The sequence below is a fragment of the Natrinema sp. 1APR25-10V2 genome (assembly GCF_031626495.1).
Taxonomy (GTDB): Archaea; Halobacteriota; Halobacteria; order Halobacteriales; family Natrialbaceae; genus Natrinema.
The window spans coordinates 301,652-324,980 of the sequence record NZ_JAMQOJ010000007.1 but is presented as its reverse complement, the minus strand read 5'-3'; the positions used below and the strand labels follow the sequence as shown (position 1 = coordinate 324,980).

Annotated in this window: 20 protein-coding genes; 12 read left to right on the top strand and 8 right to left on the bottom strand. The window is 67.9% G+C overall.

Annotated features, from left to right (window positions below; genetic code table 11):
- Positions 1–11: 11 nt before the first annotated feature.
- On the bottom strand, positions 12–368 hold the full coding sequence (locus NDO75_RS22130; protein ID WP_310908787.1) for a helix-turn-helix domain-containing protein: 357 nt from the start codon (positions 366–368) through the stop codon (positions 12–14).
- Between the two features lie 163 nt (positions 369–531).
- Here NDO75_RS22130 and NDO75_RS22125 point away from each other — a divergent pair, with 163 nt between their 5' ends.
- Positions 532–1,227 (top strand): molybdopterin-binding protein, encoded by a 696-nt coding sequence (locus tag NDO75_RS22125; protein WP_310908786.1) that lies wholly within the window; start codon positions 532–534, stop codon positions 1,225–1,227.
- Here the strand turns inward: NDO75_RS22125 and NDO75_RS22120 are convergent.
- A complete protein-coding gene (locus NDO75_RS22120) occupies positions 1,224–1,349 on the bottom strand; it encodes a hypothetical protein (protein ID WP_310908785.1) in 126 nt (41 codons plus the stop codon). The two genes, NDO75_RS22125 and NDO75_RS22120, sit on opposite strands and share 4 nt — an antisense overlap.
- Before the next feature lie 186 nt (positions 1,350–1,535).
- On the opposite strand from NDO75_RS22120, the gene NDO75_RS22115 reads away from it, so the two are divergent.
- The 6 genes from NDO75_RS22115 (at position 1,536) to NDO75_RS22090 (ending at position 5,992) form a co-directional block, all read left to right on the top strand.
- Complete coding sequence (locus tag NDO75_RS22115) at positions 1,536–2,726, top strand: ATP-NAD kinase family protein (protein ID WP_310908784.1); 1,191 nt, start codon at positions 1,536–1,538, stop codon at positions 2,724–2,726.
- A 131-nt stretch (positions 2,727–2,857) separates the two neighbouring features.
- Positions 2,858–3,889: a PhoU domain-containing protein gene (locus NDO75_RS22110; protein ID WP_310908783.1), complete on the top strand. Its 1,032-nt coding sequence runs from the start codon at positions 2,858–2,860 to the stop codon at positions 3,887–3,889.
- Between the two features lie 115 nt (positions 3,890–4,004).
- A complete protein-coding gene (locus tag NDO75_RS22105; RefSeq protein WP_310908782.1) occupies positions 4,005–4,190 on the top strand; it encodes a hypothetical protein in 186 nt (61 codons plus the stop codon).
- A 129-nt stretch (positions 4,191–4,319) separates the two neighbouring features.
- Positions 4,320–4,544 carry a hypothetical protein gene (locus NDO75_RS22100; protein WP_310908781.1) on the top strand — a complete coding sequence of 75 codons (225 nt, stop codon included), beginning with the start codon at positions 4,320–4,322 and terminating at the stop codon, positions 4,542–4,544.
- Between the two features lie 125 nt (positions 4,545–4,669).
- A complete protein-coding gene (locus tag NDO75_RS22095; RefSeq protein WP_310908780.1) occupies positions 4,670–5,104 on the top strand; it encodes an SRPBCC family protein in 435 nt (144 codons plus the stop codon).
- A gap of 27 nt (positions 5,105–5,131) precedes the next feature.
- Positions 5,132–5,992, top strand: coding sequence for a carbon-nitrogen family hydrolase (locus NDO75_RS22090; protein ID WP_310908779.1), 861 nt, complete (start codon positions 5,132–5,134; stop codon positions 5,990–5,992).
- 234 nt (positions 5,993–6,226) lie between these two features.
- Here NDO75_RS22090 and NDO75_RS22085 read toward each other — a convergent pair whose 3' ends face one another.
- From NDO75_RS22085 to NDO75_RS22075, 3 genes are all read right to left on the bottom strand, one after another.
- The gene (locus tag NDO75_RS22085) at positions 6,227–6,949 is read right to left on the bottom strand and encodes a hypothetical protein (RefSeq protein ID WP_345784918.1); all 723 of its coding nucleotides are present in this window, start codon (positions 6,947–6,949) and stop codon (positions 6,227–6,229) included.
- A 156-nt stretch (positions 6,950–7,105) separates the two neighbouring features.
- The gene (gene glmU, locus NDO75_RS22080; RefSeq protein ID WP_310908777.1) at positions 7,106–8,302 is read right to left on the bottom strand and encodes a bifunctional sugar-1-phosphate nucleotidylyltransferase/acetyltransferase; all 1,197 of its coding nucleotides are present in this window, start codon (positions 8,300–8,302) and stop codon (positions 7,106–7,108) included.
- 119 nt (positions 8,303–8,421) lie between these two features.
- On the bottom strand, positions 8,422–12,639 hold the full coding sequence (locus NDO75_RS22075; RefSeq protein ID WP_310908776.1) for a sister chromatid cohesion protein PDS5: 4,218 nt from the start codon (positions 12,637–12,639) through the stop codon (positions 8,422–8,424).
- A gap of 256 nt (positions 12,640–12,895) precedes the next feature.
- Between NDO75_RS22075 and NDO75_RS22070 the strand changes: the two genes are divergently transcribed.
- Together NDO75_RS22070 and NDO75_RS22065 are read left to right on the top strand one after the other, a co-directional pair.
- On the top strand, positions 12,896–14,491 hold the full coding sequence (locus tag NDO75_RS22070) for an ABC transporter substrate-binding protein (protein ID WP_310908775.1): 1,596 nt from the start codon (positions 12,896–12,898) through the stop codon (positions 14,489–14,491).
- On the top strand, positions 14,488–15,864 hold the full coding sequence (locus NDO75_RS22065) for an APC family permease (RefSeq protein ID WP_310908774.1): 1,377 nt from the start codon (positions 14,488–14,490) through the stop codon (positions 15,862–15,864). Before NDO75_RS22070 ends, NDO75_RS22065 begins: the two co-directional genes overlap by 4 nt.
- Here NDO75_RS22065 and NDO75_RS22060 read toward each other — a convergent pair.
- Positions 15,861–18,350 carry a DNA topoisomerase I gene (locus NDO75_RS22060; protein WP_310908773.1) on the bottom strand — a complete coding sequence of 830 codons (2,490 nt, stop codon included), beginning with the start codon at positions 18,348–18,350 and terminating at the stop codon, positions 15,861–15,863. The genes NDO75_RS22065 and NDO75_RS22060 overlap by 4 nt on opposite strands.
- Before the next feature lie 282 nt (positions 18,351–18,632).
- Here NDO75_RS22060 and NDO75_RS22055 point away from each other — a divergent pair, with 282 nt between their 5' ends.
- From NDO75_RS22055 to NDO75_RS22045, 3 genes are all read left to right on the top strand, one after another.
- Positions 18,633–18,899 carry a hypothetical protein gene (locus tag NDO75_RS22055; protein ID WP_310908772.1) on the top strand — a complete coding sequence of 89 codons (267 nt, stop codon included), beginning with the start codon at positions 18,633–18,635 and terminating at the stop codon, positions 18,897–18,899.
- A gap of 135 nt (positions 18,900–19,034) precedes the next feature.
- Positions 19,035–20,531, top strand: a complete 1,497-nt coding sequence (locus tag NDO75_RS22050) for an MATE family efflux transporter (RefSeq protein ID WP_310908771.1) — start codon at positions 19,035–19,037, stop codon at positions 20,529–20,531.
- A gap of 210 nt (positions 20,532–20,741) precedes the next feature.
- On the top strand, positions 20,742–21,671 hold the full coding sequence (locus NDO75_RS22045) for a sulfide-dependent adenosine diphosphate thiazole synthase (protein WP_310908770.1): 930 nt from the start codon (positions 20,742–20,744) through the stop codon (positions 21,669–21,671).
- Between the two features lie 60 nt (positions 21,672–21,731).
- Here the strand turns inward: NDO75_RS22045 and NDO75_RS22040 are convergent, their stop codons facing one another.
- Positions 21,732–22,898 (bottom strand): alpha/beta hydrolase domain-containing protein, encoded by a 1,167-nt coding sequence (locus tag NDO75_RS22040; protein WP_310908769.1) that lies wholly within the window; start codon positions 22,896–22,898, stop codon positions 21,732–21,734.
- Positions 22,835–23,209 carry an alpha/beta hydrolase domain-containing protein gene (locus NDO75_RS22035; protein WP_310908768.1) on the bottom strand — a complete coding sequence of 125 codons (375 nt, stop codon included), beginning with the start codon at positions 23,207–23,209 and terminating at the stop codon, positions 22,835–22,837. The genes NDO75_RS22040 and NDO75_RS22035 overlap by 64 nt, the downstream gene beginning before the upstream one ends.
- Between the last annotated feature and the right edge of the window lie 120 nt (positions 23,210–23,329).

The window sequence follows — 23,329 nt, the reverse complement described above, 5'->3', positions numbered from 1 at the left end:
GCCGTAGTCGTTCAGTCCTCGAGCTGATCCTGGAGCCTGTTTTTGGCCTCGGTACGGCGTTTTCGCGAGAACTCGGGCGCCTCGTCCGAGAAGTCGATCTCGATCTCGTCGAGCGTTCGCCGGTAGATGTTCGTTCGTCGCCCCTCGTCGGAGAGCTGCCGCCCCTCGCAGGTTAACAGTCCGGCGTCGACGAGCTCTTCGATCCGGCGGTAGCAGGTGGCGATCGGAATCTCGATCGCTTCACTCAGTGCCTGCGCCGATTTCGGCGTCCCCGCGGCACAGAGGATTTCAGCGCTGTATTTGCTCCCCAGCGCGGAGAGGACTGCAGCTGAATCCGCGTCGTCTTCTTGTGTCCGACTCCGAGACATAGTACTCTCGTTACCAATTATCAGAATTGAATCTTGTGGTTATCGAGAGTATCTTTTATGTGTGATTACTCGAATGGTGTCACTCCGCAGACGCGACGATTGGGTCGACCCCGATGGCGCGGCGAGCGAGACGCATTTGAGGACCCGGCTCGAACGACGCGGTATGAAAGTCGCGGTCGTGACGGTCGGCGACGAACTGCTCGCCGGACGAACGACGGACACGAACGCAACGTGGCTCTGCGAGCAACTCGACGACCGCGGCGTCACGGTCGAGCGCGTCACGACGGTTCCGGACCGCGTCGGCGACATCGCTCGCGTCGTCAACGAGTACCGCGCCGAGTACGACGCCGTCATCGTCACCGGCGGGCTCGGTCCGACTCACGACGATCTCACCATGGAGGGCGTCGCGGCCGCGCTCGGGCGCTCGGTCGAAGAACACGACGCCGCGCTGGCCTGGCTCGAGGAAAACGGCTACGCGCGCGGCGATCTCGCCTCGGGGACGACGGAGCTTCCGGCCGGGGCGCGAGCGCTGCACAACGAGGCGGGCGTCGCCCCCGGCGCAGCCCTCGAGAGCGTCTACGTCCTCCCCGGCGTGCCAACGGAGATGAAGGCGATGTTCGAGACGATCGCCGACGAGTTCGCCGGGACGCCGACCTATCGGGAGACGGTGATCGCCGACGAACCGGAGAGCGCGCTGCTCGATCGGATCGCCGACGTTCGCGAACGGTTCGATATCGCCATCGGGAGCTATCCGGGCGAGTCGGTTCGGCTCGAACTCAGGAGTACGGACGAAACGACGGTCGAGGAAGCGGCCGCGTGGCTCCGCGAGCGGGTCGACTCGCCGAACGACGAGCGCTAGCGGTACAGATACGCGACCCAGGCGATCGTCACGATGAGACCGAGGACGAGTGCGCCCCAGCCGACCACGGTCATCGGCAGTTCCGTTTCCGTCGCGAGAACGGCGGCGTGCAGTGCGTTCATGATCGCCGATCGGTCCCCGTCCCCCTTAATCCTTCAGAAATCGCGTCAGTCACCGCTCGCTCGTCGGTTGCGTCGACCGCGGAGCGAGAGGGGTCCCACCGACTCCCCTGGTGAGCCTCGAGCCCGACGAAATCGCACCGAACGGGACACGATACGGCTTTCCGGCTGGCGCGCCCAGTGATCGGTATGGAGTCCATCGGTGTCGTCGTCAACCCGATTGCGGGGATGGGCGGTCGGGTCGGGCTGAAGGGAACCGACGGAAAACTCGAGGAGGCGCGCCGTCGCGGTGCCGAGCCGCGAGCCCCGGAGCGGGCGCGCGAGGCGCTTCGATCGTTGTACCGGCGCGCTCCCGATCTCTCCGTCTACACGGCCGCAGGCGTGATGGGTGAGCGTGCGGCGCGGGATGCCGGCTACGAGCCTACAGTCGTCTACGATCCAGCGACTGCGGCGGACGCCGCTGTCGACGGGCCGGCGAGCGTCGCCGATCCCGCGACGGCGGAGACGACGGCAGCCGACACCCGCGCGGCCGTCCGTGCCTTGCTCGAGCGGGGCGTGGATCTCGTCCTGTTCGTCGGCGGCGACGGGACCGCCGTCGACGTCGCGACCGTGCTCGAGGAGGCGGCCGCGGACGAGACGCCGATGCTCGGCGTGCCGGCGGGCGTCAAGATTTATTCCTCGGTGTTCGGCGTGACGCCGGCCGACGCGGGCCGAATCGCCGCCGAGTTCGACCGCGTCGAAGCCCGCGAGGTCAACGACATCGACGAAGACGCCTATCGCGAGGGCGAGGTCCGGACGGAACTGCAGGCTATCGTGCCCGTTCCCGTCGCGCCGGACGTGCAGTCGGGCAAGCAGGTCTCGAGCGGCAGCGTCGACTCGCTGGCAGCCGGTTTCGCTCGCGAGGTCGAACCGGGCCGAACCTACGTCTTCGGTCCCGGCAGCACCGTCGGCGCGATCGAGACGGAACTGGGCATCGACCCGTCGCCGCTGGGCGTCGACGTCTGGCGGGCCGCCTCAGATACCGAGGCCGGCGGGTCAGCCGAGAGCGGGGGCGACGGAGATTCGACTGGTCGGCCCGGCGAGGTCCTCGCCCGCGACGCGTCGGAGTCGGAGATCCTCGCGGTCCTCGCGGAGCCGATCACGGTCGTCGTCTCGCCGATCGGCGGTCAGGGATTCATTTTCGGTCGGGGAAATCACCAGATCTCGCCGCCGGTGATCCGGCGAGCCGACGAAATCGCCGTCGTCGCGTCGGGGGAGAAACTGGACGGGATCGATTCCCTGCGCGTCGATACCGCCGACGCCGAACTCGACGACCGGCTCCGGGGCTGGACGCAGGTGCGGACGGGACGGTTCACTACCCGCCTGGTGAAAGTCTTCTAGATGCAGCCGTCGGCGGCCGTGTTGTTTAAGGAGGACCGTGACCGGACCGTATAACTCAACCATATAACGATGCGACGATATATAATGACCATATAGTCAAGATTAAGGTCGGGTCGATCATAGAGGGGGATATGGAAACGCGGAAAGTGCAACGACTCGGTCCGTCGACGCTCGCGATGACGCTCCCCGCGGAGTGGGCATCCGAGCACGGCGTCGAGAAGGGCGACGAAGTGTCGTTACGGACGAGCGGCAAGGGCACGCTGACCGTGATGCCCGAGTCCGCGAGTACGGAGGAAACGGAAGCGATCATCCACACCGACGATCTCGACGCCGACGCCGTCGAGCGCGCGATCGTCGCACAGTACGTCCTCGGACGACGCATCATCCGCATCGAGCGCGAAGACGGCGCCCTCGAGTCCGACCACATCAACGCGGTCTATCAGGCCGAAACCCAGCTGATGGGACTGGGCGTCATCGAGGAGACCCCCGAGAGCATCTCGATCCGCTGTTCGGTCGACCCCGAGGACTTCACCCTCGACAACCTGCTCGAGCGCTTAGAACGGACCGGCCAGACGATGCGCGGCGAGGGGATCAAGGCGCTGGCCCACGGCAACCCCGATCTGGCCCAGCGCGCCCTGAACCGGGAACGGCAGGCGAACAAAATCTTCGTCCTCCTGCTGCGACTGATCTTCACGGCCTACCAGAACCCGAACCTCGCCCGCGCAGTCGGTCTCAACAGCGGCTTCCCGCTGATCGGCTACCGCTCGATCGCGAAGAACCTCGAGCTGACCGCCGACAACGCCGAGGACATCGCCGAGATCGTCATCGAGACGGAAGGCCACTCTCTCAACGTCGACAGCTCGGTGATGCGTGACATCCGGGAGCTGAACGATCTCGTCGACGAAATTACCTCGAGAGCCGTCGAGGCGGCCGTCGAACGCGACTACAACAAGTCCAACGAGGTCCGGTCGCTGTTCCACGACATTTCCGACCTCGAGCAGGAGATCCTCACGGAACTGCCGGAGATGGACAACGAGGACCTGCTTCGCATCCGCGAGGTGCTCGTCAGCCTCCAGCAGACCGCTCAGTACGCCATGCGAAACGCCGAGATCGCGGCCAACCTCGCGCTCAACGAGGAGTCCGAGCACACGACGATCAAGTGACACGGCGCCCGCAACACGGTCCCGGCATCCGATCCGCGTCTCGAGGATCGGCCATCGCTCGACGGATCGGTCAGGAATGAGTGAAGTTAAGAGACCCCACACACAACGCCCGAGCATGGCTACGCAATCCGAATCGACGGACAAGGGCGTTGGACTGGCGCTCGCACTGAGCGCACTCGCGGTGATCGGCGCGCTGTTGATGCTGACCGGCGCACCCGATGTCACGGCCGCCTGGGGCTTCGCCGCCGCCGTTCTCTTTAGCTCGCTGGCGGTCGTCGGCATCCACCTCTACTGGGACTGACGCCGACGGGCTCGCGTCGGTCTCGGTTCGCCACTGTCGTCTCCGGATACACGACTCGAGTAGCGACGAACCTGTACTGTTAGCCGTTAAGAGTTAAGACCGACGGTCCCCTAGTGTAGCGTACGGACGATGACCGACTACTCCGACGAAGAGCGACAGATCATCTCGTACCTCCGCGAGAGCGCCGCCCGCGGCGAGCAGTATTTCCGGGCGAAAAACATCGCGGACGCGATCGGACTCTCGTCGAAACAGGTCGGCGCTCGCCTGCCACACCTCGCGGAGAAAGCAGACGAGGTCGACATCGAGAAATGGGGTCGTGCCCGGTCGACGACCTGGCGAGTCACGATCAGCTGATCGTCGTCACCACGTCAGCGCTCGCTCGCGTACCGGAGCACACCCCCGATCCGGTCGCTGCCGCTCGAGCCGGCGACCCCCGCCGGTCCACCGCATTTTTATCCGACAATCGCTCACGTACGGGCATGACTGTACGGGTCGACCGGTCGTTCGACGTGGACGCGTCGCCGGAACGGGTGTGGGAATTCATCGCGGACCCGTCGAACCGGGCCCGGGCGATCAGCGTCGTCGACGAGTATTCCGTGGACGATCCCGACGGCCGCCGGGTCACCTGGCACGTCGAGCTCCCCATTCCGCTCGTCCGGAAGACGGTCCGCGTCGACACCGAAGACGTCACTCGGACGCCACCGGAGTACGTCAAATTCGTCGGGAAGTCGAAAGTGATGGAGGTCACCGGCGAACACGAGATCATCGAGACAGACGACGGCGCCCGCCTCGTGAACTACTTCGTCGTCGACGGTAAACTGCCCGGCGTCGAGAAGTTCTTCAAGCGGAATCTGGACTCCGAACTCGAGAACCTTCAGCGGGCGCTCGAGCGCCACCTCCAGACGACACAGTAACGGTGGTGGGGCGGCCACTGTCAGCATATGACTCTCGAGACAGGCGGCGGAGACGACGGCGACGCCGGCGGTGACGGCGACGGGCTCACGCTCGCGCTCGCCCAGATACGCGTCGAGGCCGGCGAGGTCGAGTCGAACGTCGACCGAGCGCTGGCGGCGGTGTCGCGGGCCGCCGACCGTGGTGCGGACCTCGTCGCGCTTCCGGAACTGTTCAACGTCGGGTACTTCGCGTTCGACCTCTACGCGCGCAACGCCGAGCCGTTCGACGGCGAGACTTTCACCCAACTCCGTGAGGCTGCGGCCGAGAAGGAGATCGCCGTCCTCGCGGGCAGCATCGTCGAGGATCTGGCGGCGACCGAGGCCGTCGACACGCCCGCCGACGAGGGACTTGCCAACACCGCAGCGCTGTTCGACGCCAGCGGTGAGCTGCGACTCGTCTATCGGAAACATCACCTATTCGGCTACGAGTCGGCGGAATCCGAACTGCTCGTCCCCGGCGAGCGCATCGAGACGGCGACGATCGGCGGCCTCACCGTCGGCGTGACGACCTGTTACGACCTGCGGTTCCCGGAACTCTACCGGCGACTGGTCGACGACGGCGTCGAACTGGTTCTCGTCCCGAGCGCGTGGCCCTACCCCCGTATCGAGCACTGGAAGACGCTTTCGCGGGCCCGCGCGATCGAGAATCAGGCCTACGTCGCCACGATCAACGGGGCCGGCGACTTCGAGGACGCCACGCTGCTCGGCCGCTCGAGCGTCTACGACCCGTGGGGCGTCTCGCTGGCCTCGAGCGGCGACGAGCCGGCGCTGGTGACGACCGAGATCGATCCGGCGACGGTCGCCGAGGTTCGCGCGGAGTTCCCGGCGCTTCGCGATCGGCGGCTGTAGGCTGCCGATCACCCCGGCCGGGTGTCGACCGCTGACTTTTTATTTCGGCACCTCTTTTCACTGGATGCCGGCAACAGGCGCTTTTCACGTCTACACCGGCACTGCGCGTCGCTCCGGCCCGTCGCACGCGCTCGGCTCCCGGGACCGAGCGCAACGCCCGCATCCGTCTCCTCGTCCCACCTTTCGCCCCTTTCGTTTCGGACCGCTCGAGCCAGGGCTCCCGGCGTCCTCGAGTCAGAACGGGAAGCCGCCGTAGCGCAGGTAGACCATGTCGAGGATCAGGAGCAGTTGGAAAAAGCCCTGCACACCGCCGAGCATGGCGTTCTGCTGGCCGATGGCGGCGATGATCGACGGGTCGGGGCTGGCGGATCGCATCTCCTTGTACATCCGCAGTTCGCCGGGCAGCAGAAAGCCGAAGCCCTGGACCGAGAGGATCGTGACGATGCCGAGCGCGACGGCGATCGTGGGCTCGGTCATTGCGAACTCGCCGATCGTGAGCGCGACCCAGGCCAGCGAGCCGACCGTCGCGAGGACGAACGGTATCTGCCAGCGCCGGTCGCCCCAGGCGTCGAGACGCCACCCCAGCAACAGCAGGATCGGAATCAGATTCGCCGCCGTAAACAGCGCCAGCCACGGTTCAGCGTGAGGAAACATCCCGATGCGCTGGGCCAGCGTGATGCCGCCAGCGATCGTGACGAACGCCAGCGACGGCAGCAGAAACGCCGTCTTGGGCGTCAGCCGCTGGAACACGGCCGAACTCTGCTCGTCGTCGAGGCCGCCGATCACCGGGCCGAGCACGGTGCCGATGAAGATATCGAACCCCGTCCAGAGCACCCCCGCCATCACGTGGACGTAGGTGTGTTGCTGGACCGAGCCCATCGTCACCGCGTAGCCGAGCGCGGCCAGTGGCACCGCGATGACGGCCACCGCGAAGGCCGGATTCGCTTGCTCCCCCATCCCCCTGATCGTGCCGCGAACCGTCGACGTCGACATACGAGCCAACTACTATCACAACTTCTTAAATGATGTTGCCCGAGCAACTGCTTCCGGAAAATCCGCGTCGCGTCGGACGGAAGTCGACCCGACGCTAGCTGCCGGTTCGGGCCCGATCCGTTATCGATCCCGGTCGACGCTCTCCCCCGGTCGCGTCGTCGCCCCCGTGCCGAGTTTCAGCCCGGGCGAGAGACTCGCATTGATTCCCGTCTTGACCCGATCCCCGGCGACGACGCCGAACTTCCGGCGACCCGTCGAGACGCGCTCGCCTTTGACCGTAAATCGAATATCTTCGTCGTCGTGGCGCAGATTCGCGACGTTCGTTCCCGCGCCGAAGTTGACGTTCCGGCCGAGGACGCTGTCGCCGACGTACGAGAGGTGGCTGACCGACGTGCCGCGCGAGATTACGCTGTTCTTGATCTCGACGGCGTGGCCGATTTCCGCGTTCGGGCCGATCAGCGTCGCACCGCGCACGTATGCGTTCGGGCCGACTTCGGCACCCTCGCGGATCAGGGCCGGCCCCTCGATCACGACGCCTGGGTCGACGGTCGCGCCCGCCTCGACGACCACGTCGCCCTCGAGCGTGGCGTCCTCGCTCACGTCGCCGTCGATCCGGCGCTCGAGCTCACCGAGCTTCCACTCGTTGGCCTCGAGAAGTTCCCAGGGGCGGCCCACGTCCAGCCACCGCTCGAGTGTGATGGGAGTGACAGCGAACTCGTCGATGACGCGCGCGACGACGTCGGTGATTTCGTGCTCGCCCCGCTCGCTCTCGGGCACTTCGAGCCACTCGCGCGCCGCCGCGGGAAAGGCGTACGCGCCGGCGTTGGCGAGGTTCGTCGGCGGATCGGCGGGCTTCTCGACGATCTCCGTCACCCGGTCGGCCTCGCCGTCCGTGCCGGCGGTGCTGAGCACACCGTAGTTGCTGGGCTCGGCGACCTCGATCGCACAGACGGCCGGGCAGGCGTCGAACAGCCGGTCGATCGCGGCCGGATCGTAGAGGTTGTCGCCGTTCAGGACGGCGAACGGCCCCTCGAGGTGGTCGCGGGCGGCGTTGACCGCGTCGGCCGTCCCGGCCTGTTCCTCCTGAACGGCGTAGGAGACCGGGACGCCGCGGTACGCGGAACCGAAGTACTCCCTGACGGTTTCGGCCTCGTAGCCGACGACGAGGACGATCTCGTCGGCTCCGGCATCGACAGCCGCGTCTACCGTGTGGGCGGCGAGTGGTCGATCGGCGACCGGCAGCATCGGCTTCGGCACCGATTCCGACAGCGGTCGCATTCGAGTTCCCTGACCCGCCGCGAGAACGACAGCCTTCATGTGTTCGGCCTTTCCACGAATCGTCGGATAAGCGGTTCGTTCGCTCGCGGCAGCCGGGGAAATCCCGGAAGCCGATATCCGCCGCCGATCGTCGAACGTGTCGGAACGGAACCGCGACGTCAGGGAGCCCCGTTTCCGAAGCGGTCGAACAGCCCCGAGACTGAGTCCGTCCACGACGAGGCGTCCCCGATCGCCGCGAGTCCGCCCGTTCCGCCGAGACAGAGCCGTCCGTTCGCGGCCGCGATCGATGCCGTCCGGCCGACGGCAGTCGACTCGAGCGTCCATCGCGGCGACCCGTCAGCGGTCGAGAGCGCGCGGATACGCCCGTCGGCGGTGCCGAGATAGACGGTGTCGCCAACGACGACCGGATCTGTGGCCGCCTCGCCGACGGCGAGGCGCCAGCGCTCGGCGGCCGTGGCCCCATCGACCGCGTAGACGCTCCCGTCCGCGCTGGCGACGTAGACGTGCCCGTCCGCGACGGCCGGCGATGCAGCGATTCGATCGCCGGTCTCGAACCGGAACCGACACGAGCCGTCGGCTGTCGACAGCGCGAGGAGCGCGTCGCCACAGCCGACGTAGACGCATTCGTCCCCGACCGCCGGCGGCGTGTGCGCCTCACCGTTGCCCTCGAGCGCGGCCTCCCAGCGCCGGCGTCCGTCGCCGGCCGCGAGCGCGATCACGCGGTTCTCACAGGCGACGTAAACGACGCCATCGGTAGCGGCGATTCCGGCGACCACGCCCTCGAGCGGGACAGTCCAGATCGCCTGTCCAGTCTCGGCATCGATCGCGTGGAGTGAGTCGCCGGCGACGGAAACCGTCCCGTCGGCGACGATCGGTGGCGTTCGAACGCCGCCCTCGATCGGATAGCGCCAGTCTCGCTCGCCCGTGTCGGCCGCGAGCGCGTCGACCCCGTTCTCGGTCCCGACGTAGACGGTGTCCTCGACCACGGCCGGGGTCGTCTCGACGGCGCCGTCGGTTTCGACGCCCCAGCGCTCGCTGCCGTCCTCGAGCGACAGCGCGGCGACGCGGCCGTCCTCGCTCGCAACGAAAGCGGTGTCGCCGACCAGCGCGGGTGGGGCCGCGACGGCTCCGGCCGTCTCGACGCGCCACTGCGTCGTCGGTCGGCCGCCGAGCGACTCTCCGTCCGCGACGTGACCGGTTCGCGCCGGATCCGTTCCGGCCATCGGCCAGTCCCGATCGACGGCCCCGTCGCGGTCACGAACGTGCTCGAGGCGTTCCGTGGCGGTCGTCGCCGCGCCCGAAACCGATGGGACGGGGTCGTCGACCAGCGGCCGGACCGCGGGCAGCGCGTCGACGGCCTCGATCGTCGTCAGCGTCCGGACTGCGGCCGCCCTGACGCGCGCGTCGGGATCCGCGAGGCGCGGGCGGAGTGCGGCTGCGATGGCGTCGAGGTCGCCCTCGAGTCCCTCCACTTCGGCGACTTCGGCCAGCGCGGCTCCGGCGGTGGCCCGAACGTCGGCGTCCGGATCGGACAGCGCCCCGCACAGGTCGCTCGTCACCGCGTCGAACCCGCTCGGATCGTCGTCGCCCATCGTCGCGAGCGTTCGTCCCGCTGTAGCTCGCACGACTGCGCTCTCGTCGGTGAGCCCCACCGCGATCTTCGAGAGGCCGGTCGGACGCAGGCGCCTGGACTGGTCCGCGAGGACCGAAAGCGCGAGGACCGCCAGCCCGGCGGCCCACGGCTCGTCGCCACTGTCCTCGAGGCGCTGGCCCATGCCGGTGAGTCGGCTGTTGATCCCATCGATGTCGCTCGGTGTCTCGCCGCCGGCGACGATCGATGCGGCGTCGAACGACCGATCGTCGACCGCCTCGAGTCCGTCTCCGATCGCGGAGCCGTCGTCTCGGCCGGTCATCGCGAGCGTCCCGAGCGCGAGGGCCGCGTATCCACGGACCGCCGTCTGGTCGTCGTGGAGGAGGTCGGTCAGGCGATCCCGCGCCGTCGCCGCATCGTCGGGCTCGGCGGCCGCCAGCCGCGCGATCTCGCCCGCGGTCGCTGCGCGGTCGACCGGGTCGAGGCCGCCCGACTCGAGGCCCTCGCACAGTCGCTCCGTAACCGACTCCCGGTCCGTTTCCGCGAGCGCGGTCGCCAGTGCACGCGCCAGCGACCGTCGTTCGCCGCCGTCGGCGGCTCCCAGCCGATCGATCAACGTCGGTTCGGCGGCGCCGATCAGTTCCGGGTCCGTTCTGGCGACGTCCGCCAGCGCCGCGGCCACCGCTGCCGCGCGCTCGTCACCGGCCGTCAGGACCGCCTCGAGGACCGCGAACGGGGTCGGCTCCGTCCCTGCGTCGGCCCCGAGCAGCGCCTCGAGCGCGTCGAGGGCTGCCGCGCGGACCGCTGGGATGGGGTCGACGAGAACGTCACAGAGGGCCCCGACGGCGGCCTCGGTTTCCCCGCCGGTCTCGAGGCCGAGGACGGCCAGCGCCTCGCAGGACGCGACGCGGACCGCCTCGTCGTCGGCGTCGGTTTCGTCGACGGCCAGCGCGACCGCCGGCCGACGGTCGTCCGGCGCGTCGGGGGCAACCGAGGCGAGCGTCTCGCGGACGGTCCCGCGAACGCTGCGGTCCGGGTCGTCGAGTGCTCCGAACAGCCCCGGAAGCGCCGGTCGGACCTCGTCCGGTGCGCTCTCGGCGATCCGCTCGAGCGCGAGCGCCGCGTTGTTCCTGACGCTCGCGTCGTCGTCGGCGAGCCGATCACCGAGCGCCGGAACGACCGCGCGGACGGCACGCGGCGTCTCGTCTGCGATCGAAAGGAGATCGCGGGCGGCCGCCCGCCGTACCGCCGCGCGCTCGCCCTCGAGTCGCCGACCCAGCGCCCCGATCGCCGGATGCGCGTCCGCGGTCCGCGATTCCCCGACGTCGGCCAGTCTGCGGGCCGCATCGCCGCGAAGCCACTCGTCGTCCCCCTCGAGACGGTCGACCAGCGCGGCGACGGTCTCCCGATCGTCGGCGTCCTCGAGCGCGAGTACGCCCAGCGCGTCGGCCGCGCGGTGGCGGACCGACTCGTGGGGGTCGTCGAGTCGGTCGGCGAGCCGAGATACCACGGGGCGAATCGACGCCGGATCGGCCGCCGCGACGGCCGCGATGGCGCGGACGGCCTCGAGCCGAACGCCGTCGTCCTCGTCGTCGAGAACGCAAGCGAGGTCGGCGACCACGGGGGTGACCGCGTCGGGAACGGCCGCCGCGACGGCGGCGATGGCTTCCACGCCCCGGCTTCGAACGCTCGGCTCGTCGCGGCCCAGTCTGCGGGCGAGCGGTTCGACGGCGACGTCGACCGCGCCGGGCCGCGCCGCCGCCAGCGTCGCGAGCGTCTCGGCCGCACGCGTTCGGACGGTCTCGAGCGGGTCCTCGAGTCGGTCGACGAGCGCGTCGACGGCCGGCACGACCGCATCGGGCGTCGCCTCGGCACAGTCGCGGAGCGCGCGGACGGTCTCGGTGCGAACCGCCGGCTCGTCCGCGAGGGTCGCGGCCAGCGCGTCGACGACCTCGTTGACGGCGTCCGGATCGGCCGCGGCGACTGCCGCCAGCGCTGCTGCCGCATCGGTTCGAACGTCGTCGTGGTCGTCGTCGAGCCCCGCCGCGATCGCATCGACCGACGGTGCGACGGCCGACGGACGGTCGGCCGCGACGGCGTGGATCGCTCGCGCAGCGTGTTTCCTGACGGCCGGTTCGTCCTCGAGTCGATCCTCGAGCGCGGGGAGGGCGTCGACGGCGGCGTCGGGATCCGACGACGCGACGGCCGCCAGGATCGCCGTCGCGTTCTCCCGGACCGCGACGGTCCCGTCATCGGTCGCCGCCGCGACCTCGTCGGCGACCGGAACGACTCGTTCGGGTGCTGCGTCGGCGATCGAGGCCAGCGCGTCCGTCGTTCGGATCCGCACTCGCTCCTCGTCGTCGGTGACGTAGTCCGCGAGATCCGTCGCCGAATCGGCGACTGCGGCTGGTTCGGCCGCGGCGATCGACGCCAGCGCGTCGGCCGCGTCGGTCCGGACGTCGGTCGATCCCTCGAGCCGATCGGTCAGCGACGGCACGCCGTCCCGTGTCGATTCGGGATAGACGGCCGCAACGGCCGACAGCGCCGCGACTGCGTGCGCCCGGACCGCCGGCTCGTCCTCGAGCCGGTCGGTTAGCGACGGGACGGCCGAGCGCACGTCGGCCGGCCTGTTCGCAGCCTCGTCGGCCAGCGTCTCGGCCGCGTACTCCCTGACAGCGGGGTCCTCGGCCGACAGAAAGTCCTCGAGTCGCTCGATTCCGACGGTGACCTCGAGCCCGTCGTGTCCGTCCCCCGGTCCGTCCGTGATCTCGTTCGATTCTGACATGGTGGCTCCACGACGCGTGCTCGTAGCGCACGCCGTCGTATTGATAACTGCACCTCCAGATACAGTCAGTTAATCCTACGCCCGGCAACGTCAGATCGGCCGGCAGACGGGCGCGAGCCCCGTCCCATCAGACGCAGGCCGGTCGCCTAATCTCATTCGTCTCGACAGCGTACACGATTCGCTCCGAACGCGGACGGAGTACTCGCTCCGAGTCAATTATGAGGGAGACGGAGACAATCACGTTGATCTGAAACGTATGGCCGACGGAACGAACGCGCGGTCGGACGGGGCGACGCGACGGGAACTGCTCGCCGCCGTTAGTGGCGCGAGTTCGGCGGCGCTCGCTGGCTGTTCGACGACGCTCGGGACCGGCCCTGATCCGACGTTTCGCGTCGGAACGCTCCGCCCGCCGATCACGCTCGATCCGTTCGACGCGATATCAATCGGCTCCGAGCAGGCGATCGGACGGGTGTTCGACGGCCTCTACGAGTACGGCGAGGGGATCGATACCGTTCCCAAACTCGCGGCCGGCGAGCCCCAATTCGAGAACGATCGCCGCGAGGTCGTCGTCGAACTCGAGGACAGTGCGCGGTTCCACAACGACCGCGAGGTGGTCGCCGACGACGTGGTCTACTCGTTTACCGCGCCGCTCGAGGAGGACGCGCCGACGGCGTGGCGGGTGAGCCCGTTCGACTCGGTCGAGGCCGTCGACGAGCGCACCGTTCGATTCACGCTCGCGGAGCCGTATCCGGCGCTCGAGCACGCGCTCACGCAGCCGATCGTCCCTCGACAGGAGCGGGAGGACGATCCGGAGGCGTTCGCGACCGATCCGATCGGCGCCGGTCCGTTCGAGGCGGTGTCGTTCAGCGAGGAGAAGAAGGCCACGCTGCGCCGCTGGGACGACTACTGGGACGAGCCGACGCCCGCGATCGGACGGCTCACGGTGGCGTACGTCGAGTTCCCGATGACACAGCTGTCGAGCCTGCGGACGAACCGCAACGACGCCATCGAGCCGGTCTCGCCGACGATCGTCGCTCACGTCAGCGACGTCGCGAACGCGTCGGTGAAGCGCCGACGGGGGTACACGTCGTTTTACTTCGGATTCAACCTGAACGAGGGGCCGACGACCGACCCCAAGGTACGGGAGGCGATCAGCTACTGCATCGACCTCGAGAAGGCGGTCTCGGAGTTCGTCGAACCGATGGGACAGCGGCAGTACGGACCGCTACCCCCACAGGTCGCGGACGAGTGGGACATGCCGACCGAGGAGTGGGCGGCGCTCGCCAACGAGAAGAACACCGAACGCGCCCGTCAGTTGTTCCGCGAGGCCGACGCGGCGAGCGGCCAACTCCGCATCCTCACCTCGATGGATCCGAAACACAAGGAGTTCGGCGAGGCGCTGGCCGGCGGCCTCAGAGACGCCAGCCGCGGCGCGCTCGTCGTCTCCGTGCCCGAGACGTCGTTCCTCGAGCGGTACGTCTCCGGCTCCGAGCGCGACTACTCGGTGTTCGTCGGCGAGATCAGCGGCACGCCCGATCCGGACTCGCACCTCTATCCGGCGTTTCACGAGAACGCGGCCGGCGTGACCAACGGGACCTTTTACCGCGAGGACGCGGTCATGGAGCGGCTCTCGGCGGCCCGAGAGACGACGAACCGCGAGCGCCGACGACGGCTCTACGAGGCTGCGATCACGCGGCTGCTCGAGGATCGGGTCTGCCTCCCGATCTGCTCGTTCGAGAACAGTTTCGCCGTGGACGCGGGCCTCGAGAACTTCCGCGTTCATCCGATCGCGAAGGTCAATCCACGGCTCGCAGCGGGTGACGAGGTCGCCAGAGTGAGGTCGGACTCATGAGTTCGAACGGAAACGGCGGCGAGAACGGCGGTGGAAGTGGTGACGGCGGCGACGGGGATGAGAGCGGCGGGTTCGGCGTCGGAACGGCGGTCGCGCTGGGCGTGGGCGGCATCGTCGGCGGCGGCATTTACGCGGCGATCGGCATCGTCGTCGCCGCCGCGGGGATCCTGACGTGGTTCGCCTACTCCCTGGCGACCGTCGTCGTCTTCTGCTGTGCATACTCCTATATCAAGTTGAACGACGCGACCGACAGCAACGGCGGCTCGGTCACGTACATCGAGGAACTCACGGGGCGATCGACCGTGGCGGGCGTGGTCGGCTGGACGCTCGTCGTCGGCTACATCGGGACGATGGCGATGTACGCCTACGCGTTCGGAATGTACGGCCGGATGCTGATCGGGGTCGAATACGTCTGGGGGCTGCCGGTCCGGCAGTTCCTCTCGGTCGGCATCCTCGCTCTCTTCGTGGGATTGAACCTCTTGGGCGCGGGCTCGTCGGCGGCGGTCGAACGGTATCTGGTGTTCGTCCAGGCGGGGATCATCGCAGTGTTCGGCCTCATCGGGCTCTGGTACGGTGCGGCGAACTTCCAGTTACAGTCCGGCCTCGCCGAACTCGGGCTCAATCCCGTCATCGCCGCCTCGGTGGGCTTCGTTTCCTTCGAGGGCTGGCAGCTGCTGTTCTACGATCAGGAACAGTTCGACGATCCGGACGAGACCCTCGGGAAGGGCGTGTTCATCTCGATCCCGATCGCGGCGATCATCTACATCCTCGTCGGGTTCGTGATCACGACGCTGCTGCCCGAGGAGGTGATCGCCGCCCAGCCCGAGCCGGCGCTGCTCTACGGCGCCCTGCTCATCTCGAAGTGGCTCGCGCTCGCCGTCGGGATCGCCGGCCTCATCTCGACGGCCAGCGCGATCAACTCGACGCTGTTCAGCGAGTCCATCTTCGCGAAGAACCTGATCGGCGACGACATCCTCCCCCACGAGATGGGCGATCCGGACGCAGACGCCGCCCCGAAGCGAACCGTGATCGTCATCGGCCTTTTGACGGCCGCCTTCACCGTCCTCGGCAGCCTCGAGGCCGTCGTGGAGTTCGCCTCGCTGGCCTTCATCGTCGTCTTCGGCGCGATGAGCGTGCTGGCGTTGTCGGTGCGCGACTCCGACGAGGTCGACGTCAATCCGATTCCGCCGGTGCTCGGCGCGATCGGCTCGGCCGCGTTCTTCGTGATGCTGACGTGGTACCTCTACTCGCAGCTTCCCGCCGTCTTCTGGCTGGTCGTCGTCATCGCCGTGGCGGTCTTCGCGGTCGAAGCGATGTACTTCAAACGCCAGACGCTCTCCGAGGGTGTACAACAGATGGAGAATCGAGTCTAGGCCTTCGCCTGCCAACTCCGGACGCGATCGGCGCTGATACCGTCGACGTCGTCCGCGACGGCGTCGGGATCGGCCTCGGTCAGGTCCTCGAGGTCCTCGATCCCCGCCGCAGCCAGCTTTTCCACGGTCTTCGCTCCGACGCCGTCGAGCGCCTCGAGATCGGAGCCCGACTCGCTCTCGCGGGCCTGGAACTCCTGGTAGTTGCAGATCGGACAGCCGAGCTCCCACGGCTCGTCGCCGCTATGGACGACGAGTTCGGGCAGGTCGTGCTCGTCGCAGTACTCGTCGGTGACCTCGATCTCGCCGCGTCGGGGCAGGGGCAGCGAGTACTCGCAGTCGGGATAGCGCGTACAGCCCACCAGCCGGGAGCCGCTCTGGAGGGTCTTGATCGCGAGTTCGCCCCCGTGTTCCTCACCGCACTCGGGACAGTCGCCGATGATCGGCCCCTCGCCGGCGTCCTCGGCCTTGCAGAGCGGACAGCCGTGGACGAACGTCTGCCGGCCAGCGAGCATCTTGACCTCGTTCAGGCCGTGGTCCTCGCACTCGGTCTCGAGGATCAGCGGTTTCCCCGTCGAGGGCAGCGGCAGGGTGTACTCGCAGTCGGGGTAGCCGTCACAGCCGATGAAGTAGGAGCCGTGGCGGCTCCGGCGCACGAGCAGGTCCTCGCCGCACTCGGGACACGGCCCGAGTCGCTTGTCGTCTTTCAGCGACTTCTTGAGGTGGTCGCCGATCTCCTCGCGGGAATCGGCCAAACTCGCGAAGATGTCCTCGAGCATCTCCCGGGACTCGTCGGTCACCTCCGACAGGTCGGCCTCGCCGCTGGCGATGGCGTCCATGTCGGCCTCGAGCTGGGCCGTCATCTCCTCGCTGACGACGCGGTCGGCGTAGTTCTCGGCCGCGTCGACGACTGCCATCGCGAGCTTCGTCGGCCGCGGCGGATCGCCTTCGATGTAGCCCCGGTCGTAGAGCTTCTCTAAGGTATTGTGGCGGGTCGACTTCGTTCCGATCCCCATCTCCTCCATCGTCTCGATGAGCCGCGACTGGCCGTATCTGCGCGGCGGCTGGGTCTGCTTGGCCTCGAGTTCGACGTCGGAAAGCGCCAGCTCCTCGCCCTCGTCCACGTCGGGGACGTAGTTCTCCGTCGTGGAGAAGTACGGATAGACGTCGTGATAGCCGGGCTCGACCAGCCGCTTGCCGTTGGCCTTGAGCCGGTAGTCGTCGACCTCGGCGACGACTTTGAGGTGTTCCCACTTCGCGGCGTCGGCGACGGTCGCGTAGAACCGCCGGACGACGAGTTCGAACACTTCCCACTCGTCGTCGCTCACGTCGCCCCGGCTCGGGATCTCTCCGGTCGGGTGGATCGGCGGATGGTCGGTCGTCTCCTCGTCGCCTTCCGTCGGAACGATCTCGTCGGCCTCGAGCAGCGACTCGGCCGAGTCGCCGAGCGTGTTGTGGCCGACGAAGTCGTCGAGCAACTCCTCGGGGTCGAGATCGTCGGGGTAGACGGTGTTGTCGGTCCGCGGGTAGGTGATGTAGCCGGCGGTGTAGAGATCCTCGGCGATCGACATCGCCCGTTTCGCGGAGTAGCCGATCGCGCTGGCCGCGCGGATGAACTGGGTCGTGTTGAACGGTTCAGGTGGCGCGTCGGTGCGGGTCCGCCGGTTGACGTCGACGACGGTCGCGCTGTCGCGGTCGGCGAGTGTGTCGTAGACCTCGTCGGCGACCGCCTCCTCCCAGATTCGCTCGGCCTCGTTGTCGTCCTCGTCGCGGTAGAAGTACTGGGCTTCGAAGGGGGTCGAATCGCCCTCGTGCTTTGCGAGGTCCGCAAAGAGCTCCCAGTAGTCCTCGGGGTCGAAGGCCTCGATCTCGCGCTCGCGGTCGACGATCAGCTTCAGCGTCGGCGACTGTACCCGGCCGACGGAGATGAAGTCGTTGCCTAATTGGCCGGCGGAGAGCGAGAGGAAGCGCGTGAGCGCGGCCCCCCAGACGAGGTCGATGATCTGTCGGGCCTCGCCCGCCGCTGCGAGGTCGAAGTCCAACTCGTCGGGCTCGTCGAACGCGTTCTGGACCTCGTTCTCCGTGATCGAGGAGAACCGCACGCGGCGGATCGGCACCTCCTCGTCGACCTCGCGGACGATGTCGTAGGCTTCCTTGCCGATCAGCTCTCCCTCGCGGTCGTAGTCGGTCGCGATCGTGACGCGCTCCGCGCGGCGCGCGAGGAGTCGCAGCGTCGCGACGATGTTCTCCTGGGTCGCCGTCTTCTCGACGCTCGCATCGATCAGTTCGACCGGCTCGACGTCCCGCCAGTCGGAGTACTCCGACGGGAAGTCGACGCCGACGACGTGGCCCGACAGCCCCACGCAGCGCTTGCCGCCCCACTCGTAGACGTTGACGCCGTTCTCGCGACTCGAGTCGTACGTCCCGCCGCTCAGGATGTCGGCGATCCGGCGGGCCGCGTTGTCCTTCTCCGTGATAATCAGCTCCACCGCGGCTCACCTCCGGGTCCTCGAGCGCCCGGCCGCTGTCGCGGACGAGTATCGTTCATCGTCGCCCGGTACGATTGAGCATCTGATAACGCTTTCGCCAAAACCGGACGACAGCGCGGGTGTGCGTGCGGTCGGGCGTCGCGCAGGCGCGTGCGAGGACGTCGATAAGTCGCTGTCGCGCCGGTCGCGGAAACCGGTTCGACCGAACGACGACTAATCATGCGATATGTTACCGACCACCTTATACTCGCTCGAGTCATAGAAGGGGTGGAGAATAACGAAATGGAACGAAACTTCGGTGGATTCGGTCGCGCCTGGCGCTTGGTCGGTGGCGCACTCGTCGCGTTCGTCTTCGTCGCCTCCTTCGTCGGCCTCGTCTCGATCGGGATCGCCCTTGCCGTGGTTCTGATCGTCGCCGTTCCGGTAGCCCTCTCCACCGGCAACCGTCGGCGGCGCATCGTCAACCGGTTGCCGGGGATCGGCACCTACCGCAGCTACCGGTCGAAGACGGGTCAGACAGACGAGATCTCGATAGAACGGCCGAGCTAGCTGATCGACTGGATCCGCGAGCGGCGCGGAATCATCGCCAGAAACGGATGAGCATCGTCGGCTCCGGAACCGGCAACGGCTCCCGCGAGCCGATCCCTTTTACTGTGTCTGTCTGAGACTCACACACGAGATCTCGTGGCAGCGACGGATCCCGAGCGCAAGCGCGTCGACATGACGACGGGGGCCATCTCCCCGAAGCTCCTCCGACTCGCGTGGCCGCTGGTCCTGGGGAACCTCCTCCAGACCGTCTACAACCTGGCCGATATGTTCTGGGTCGGCCGCGTCGGCAGCGACGCCGTCGCCGCCGTCTCGCTGATGTTCCCCCTCTCGTGGCTGTTCGTCTCGACCGCGATGGGGATCACCGCCGCCACCATCGCGCTGGTCTCCCAGCACGTCGGCGCGGGCGACGACCGGACGGCCGACCGCGTCGTCGCGCAGACGATCCTGCTCACGCTCGCCGTCTCGAGTGCCCTCGCGGTGCTGGGCTTCGCCGCTCGGCGGCCGTTGCTGACGCTAATCGGCGCTCGCGGGCAGGTGTTCGTCGAGGCGCTCGCCTACATCGAGGTGATCTTCCTCGCGCTGCCGTTCACGTTCCTCTTTTTCGCCTTCCGGGCCTCGCTGCAGGGCGCGGGCGATACGAAGACCGCGATGTGGCTCGTGTTCGTCTCGGCCGGCCTCAACGTGGTCTTCGATCCGTTCCTCGTCCTCGGCTGGGGGCCGTTTCCGGCGATGGGGACTCGCGGAGCGGCGATCGCCACGTTCCTCTCACGCGGGTTGGCGACTGTAGCAGGGATCGCGATCCTGCTCGACGGCCGCTTCGGCGTGCGGCTCCGTCCGGGTGATCTGACGCCCGATCTCGACGTGCAGCGACGGTTGCTCGAGATCGGCACGCCGGCCACGCTCGACGGCTGGGCGCGCAGTTTCGCGGCGGTCGCGATGGCCGGCTTCGTCGCACGGTTCGGGGCTGCGCCCACCGCGGCGTTCGGGATCGGCGTCCGGCTGATGTCGGTGACGTGGGCCGTCGCGGGTGCGGTCGGCCAGGCGACCGCGACCGGCGTCGGCCAGAACCTCGGCGCGGAGACGCCCGATCGCGCCGCCGCCGTCGCGCGAACGGCCACCGCGGCGACGATGGCGCTCATCTTCGTCGTCGCGGCCGTCCTGTTCGCGTTCCCGGCGGCCGCGATCCGGATCTTCGTCGCCGATCCCGCCGTGATCGCCGAGGGCGTCGTCTTCCTGCGGATCACGACCCTCTTCTGGGCACCCTTCGCCGGCGTCATGGTCATCCAGGGCGCGTTCCGCGGAGCCGGCAACACGCGCGAGGCGATGGTCCTCTCGATCCTCTCGCGGTGGGTCTTCCGGTTCCCGCTCGTGATCGTGCTGGCCTTCTCGTGGACCGCGACCGTCCCCGTGGTCGGCGTGACGGTCGCCGGCCTCGGCTGGGGCGTCGAGGGCATCTGGTGGGCGCTCGTCTTCGGGATGGTCGCCTCGTTCGTCGTGGCCGTCGTCTGGTTCCGGCTGGGAACCTGGACCGACGTCGTCATCGACGACGAAGGGGAGGCAGACCGCGGCGACCTCGCTCGCGACGATCGAACCGCCGCCGGCGACGGCGACCGGGAATTCGTCGACGACTGAGCGGCCAGCCGCGGTTCACCGGCCGACTCGAGGGATCGACCGACCCTTCGATCACTCCCAGCGATCGGACACAGCGACCAGTCGATTCGATCGAGTGAGTGGTGGCGCGTTTACTGACTTCAAGCAGTGCGAGTACCCTCACGAACGTTGATACGCGTCGCCTGGCGACCGTAACAGACTTAACACCACCTGATGATACCACCTAGTTGTATGAGCGACTTCGAGCAGTTCAGTCAGGTCGGCGAAGCCGACGTCACCCGCGCGATCGGACAGGAGTGGACCGAGGAGTTCATGGACTTCTCGGATTCGGACGTGATCATCGTCGGCGGCGGCCCCTCGGGGCTGACCGCGGCGAAGGAACTCTCCGAGCGCGGCGTCAAGACGATGGTCGTCGAGAAGAACAACTACCTCGGCGGCGGCTTCTGGCTCGGCGGCTTCCTCATGAACAAGGTGACGGTCCGCGACCCGGCCCAGCAGGTTCTCGACGAACTCGAGGTATCGTACAAACAATCGCAAGACAGCGAAGGGCTTTACATCGCGAACGGCCCCGAGGCCTGTTCCGGGCTGATAAAAGCCGCCTGCGACGCCGGCGCGAAGATGCAGAACATGACCGAGTTCACCGACATCGTCATCCGCGAGGACCACAAGGTCTCGGGGATCGTCATGAACTGGACGCCGGTCCACGCGCTGCCCCGCGAGATCACCTGCGTCGATCCCATCGCCGTCGAGGCCGACCTGGTCATCGACGCCACGGGTCACGACGCGATGGCCGTCAAGAAACTCGACGAACGCGGCGTGCTCGACGCCCCCGGCATCGCCGACGCCGAGGAATCCGCGACGGGGATGGACCAGACCGGCGACGACAGCTACGGCGCACCTGGTCACGACTCGCCGGGCCACGACTCGATGTGGGTCGGTAAGTCCGAGGACGCCGTCGTCGAACACACCGGTCTCGTCCACGACGGTCTCATCGCGACCGGCATGGCGACCGCGACGACCTACGGCCTGCCGCGGATGGGACCGACGTTCGGTGCCATGCTCGTCTCCGGCAAGCGCGCCGCCCAGGTCGCGCTGGACGAACTCGAGGTCGACGCCGACCCCGTCGAGTTGACCTCTCGCGCTGCGCCGGCCGACGACTGACCACCGTTCTCGGCTTTCCCGAATCTCGGCCCGTCCCCGGTCGACCGGAGCGGTCAGTTCCTACTTCCCGATGTCCGAGGCCCTGGCCCGAGCGAGGAGCGTGCGGGCGTCACGCGCCAGCATGTGGCCGCGGCCGACGGCCGTCGCGCTCGCCGCTTTGAGGTCGTCGACGTATGCGTCGTGGGACGGGTAGAGTTCCGACAGCGTCGCGTCGTTTAGCTGTACCGTCCGCCCGAAGAGATCACAGGGGACCGCCTCGTAGGTCGCCACCGGAACGTCGATCGGCGGCAGCCGGAGGCCGCCTTCCGCGTTGCCGTACTCGTCGCGCTCCAGAACGACGTTCCCCTCGTCGTCGATGGTACGGTCGAGCCGGTCGGCCCACGGCGGTTCGTCGCCGCGGGCGACCCACTCGCGAAGCTGTTCTAAGGCCGCGCGCCACCCGAATCGCGCCGGGAAGTAGTTGTACCCGCACTCGCCGAGAGTGTCCGCCGGGCGCTGGCCGTAGTTGCCGGCCCGCTTCGGATCCCGGTTTGCGTTCTCTCCCTGAAAATCGCGACGGCTGACTGCCGCAGTCCATTCCCGGAGCCAGGTGTTGACGTGCGACGTGCCGGCGACCTCCCAGAGCTTGAACAGCCCTTCGTCGTCCCGTGGGCCGGGCCGGGCATCCTCGAGGTTTAATCCCGTCGAGGGGAAGTCGATCTCTCCCTGCGGGATGTCTCCCTGGCTGTCGTCTCCCTGACCGATATCGGTGTCGAAGCCCGTCGCCTCGTCCTCGCTGTTGAGCCAGAGGATCGGTGCGAGGTCGGCTCGCGCGGTCGTGAGCGGGCTCCCGGCCGGAACGAAGCCGTCGACGAGGCCGTATTCGGGCGCGACCATGTTGATGTACCGGAGCAGGAAAAACGCCGACTGCGAATGGCCGGTCGCCAGGGCGTGATCGGGCCGGAGGTTCCCCATCGGATCGGTCTCCCTGCTCCAGCGATCCAGGCCGCGGGGCCTGAGAGCGGTGATCGCCTGAGCGAAGATGTCGAGCGCGTACCGGTCGCCAGGGTGGGCAAGGCTCCCGTATCGTTCGGAGTCCCAGCTCACCAGATCTCGACCGGTCCGCGAATCGTCGACGCCGACTTTCTGGGCCGAGACGAGCGCGACTGCGGTCCCGTTGCGCATCAGCGAGTCGTAAGCGTTCGGCCATGCGACGGGCGCGTCCATCTGCGTGCTGAGTTCAGCCATTCAGCGGTGACGGTGCCGTTGAAGTCCGTGCGGCGTTTTGGCCGATAAACGAGCACGCGCGTCTTGTACTCGGCCGTCGTCCCCGTTTGCTCACCGTCGACGAAGTAGTCGTCGTGGCGCGCCTCGCCCGCGATGAAGTACTCCTCCTCGACGTAGCCGTACGACTCGAGGTCGTGCGGCGCTGCGAGCAGCGGTCCACCGGTTTGGCTCCCGCCTTCGACCGGCCCCTCGACGGTCGGCTTCGGAACCGAGGAGGAAGTCGTTGCACTCCCAACCGCGCTCCCGACACCCATCGCGGCCAGTCCTGTCATGCCCCCGAGAACGGTTCGTCTGGAAAATCCGTTCCCGCGATGCGGCACGGACGATCGATCGTCTGAGTCGGTTCGGTCGGTATCGTTCGTGTCGTCTGCCATGATCCGCCCAGCCGTACC

What these genes read in the sequence shown, in the direction of transcription:
- NDO75_RS22040 (WP_310908769.1), bottom strand. Translation starts at nt 22,898, where the DNA reads ATGGCTGAACTCAGCACGCAGATGGACGCGCCCGTCGCATGGCCGAAC.
- NDO75_RS22085 (WP_345784918.1), bottom strand. Translation starts at nt 6,949, where the DNA reads ATGGGGGAGCAAGCGAATCCGGCCTTCGCGGTGGCCGTCATCGCGGTG.
- NDO75_RS22075 (WP_310908776.1), bottom strand. Translation starts at nt 12,639, where the DNA reads ATGTCAGAATCGAACGAGATCACGGACGGACCGGGGGACGGACACGAC.
- NDO75_RS22110 (WP_310908783.1), top strand. Translation starts at nt 2,858, where the DNA reads ATGGAAACGCGGAAAGTGCAACGACTCGGTCCGTCGACGCTCGCGATG.
- NDO75_RS22125 (WP_310908786.1), top strand. Translation starts at nt 532, where the DNA reads ATGAAAGTCGCGGTCGTGACGGTCGGCGACGAACTGCTCGCCGGACGA.
- NDO75_RS22095 (WP_310908780.1), top strand. Translation starts at nt 4,670, where the DNA reads ATGACTGTACGGGTCGACCGGTCGTTCGACGTGGACGCGTCGCCGGAA.
- NDO75_RS22090 (WP_310908779.1), top strand. Translation starts at nt 5,132, where the DNA reads ATGACTCTCGAGACAGGCGGCGGAGACGACGGCGACGCCGGCGGTGAC.
- NDO75_RS22045 (WP_310908770.1), top strand. Translation starts at nt 20,742, where the DNA reads ATGAGCGACTTCGAGCAGTTCAGTCAGGTCGGCGAAGCCGACGTCACC.
- NDO75_RS22120 (WP_310908785.1), bottom strand. Translation starts at nt 1,349, where the DNA reads ATGAACGCACTGCACGCCGCCGTTCTCGCGACGGAAACGGAACTGCCG.
- NDO75_RS22105 (WP_310908782.1), top strand. Translation starts at nt 4,005, where the DNA reads ATGGCTACGCAATCCGAATCGACGGACAAGGGCGTTGGACTGGCGCTC.
- NDO75_RS22055 (WP_310908772.1), top strand. Translation starts at nt 18,633, where the DNA reads ATGGAACGAAACTTCGGTGGATTCGGTCGCGCCTGGCGCTTGGTCGGT.
- NDO75_RS22115 (WP_310908784.1), top strand. Translation starts at nt 1,536, where the DNA reads ATGGAGTCCATCGGTGTCGTCGTCAACCCGATTGCGGGGATGGGCGGT.
- glmU (WP_310908777.1), bottom strand. Translation starts at nt 8,302, where the DNA reads ATGAAGGCTGTCGTTCTCGCGGCGGGTCAGGGAACTCGAATGCGACCG.
- NDO75_RS22130 (WP_310908787.1), bottom strand. Translation starts at nt 368, where the DNA reads ATGTCTCGGAGTCGGACACAAGAAGACGACGCGGATTCAGCTGCAGTC.
- NDO75_RS22065 (WP_310908774.1), top strand. Translation starts at nt 14,488, where the DNA reads ATGAGTTCGAACGGAAACGGCGGCGAGAACGGCGGTGGAAGTGGTGAC.
- NDO75_RS22070 (WP_310908775.1), top strand. Translation starts at nt 12,896, where the DNA reads ATGGCCGACGGAACGAACGCGCGGTCGGACGGGGCGACGCGACGGGAA.
- NDO75_RS22035 (WP_310908768.1), bottom strand. Translation starts at nt 23,209, where the DNA reads ATGACAGGACTGGCCGCGATGGGTGTCGGGAGCGCGGTTGGGAGTGCA.
- NDO75_RS22100 (WP_310908781.1), top strand. Translation starts at nt 4,320, where the DNA reads ATGACCGACTACTCCGACGAAGAGCGACAGATCATCTCGTACCTCCGC.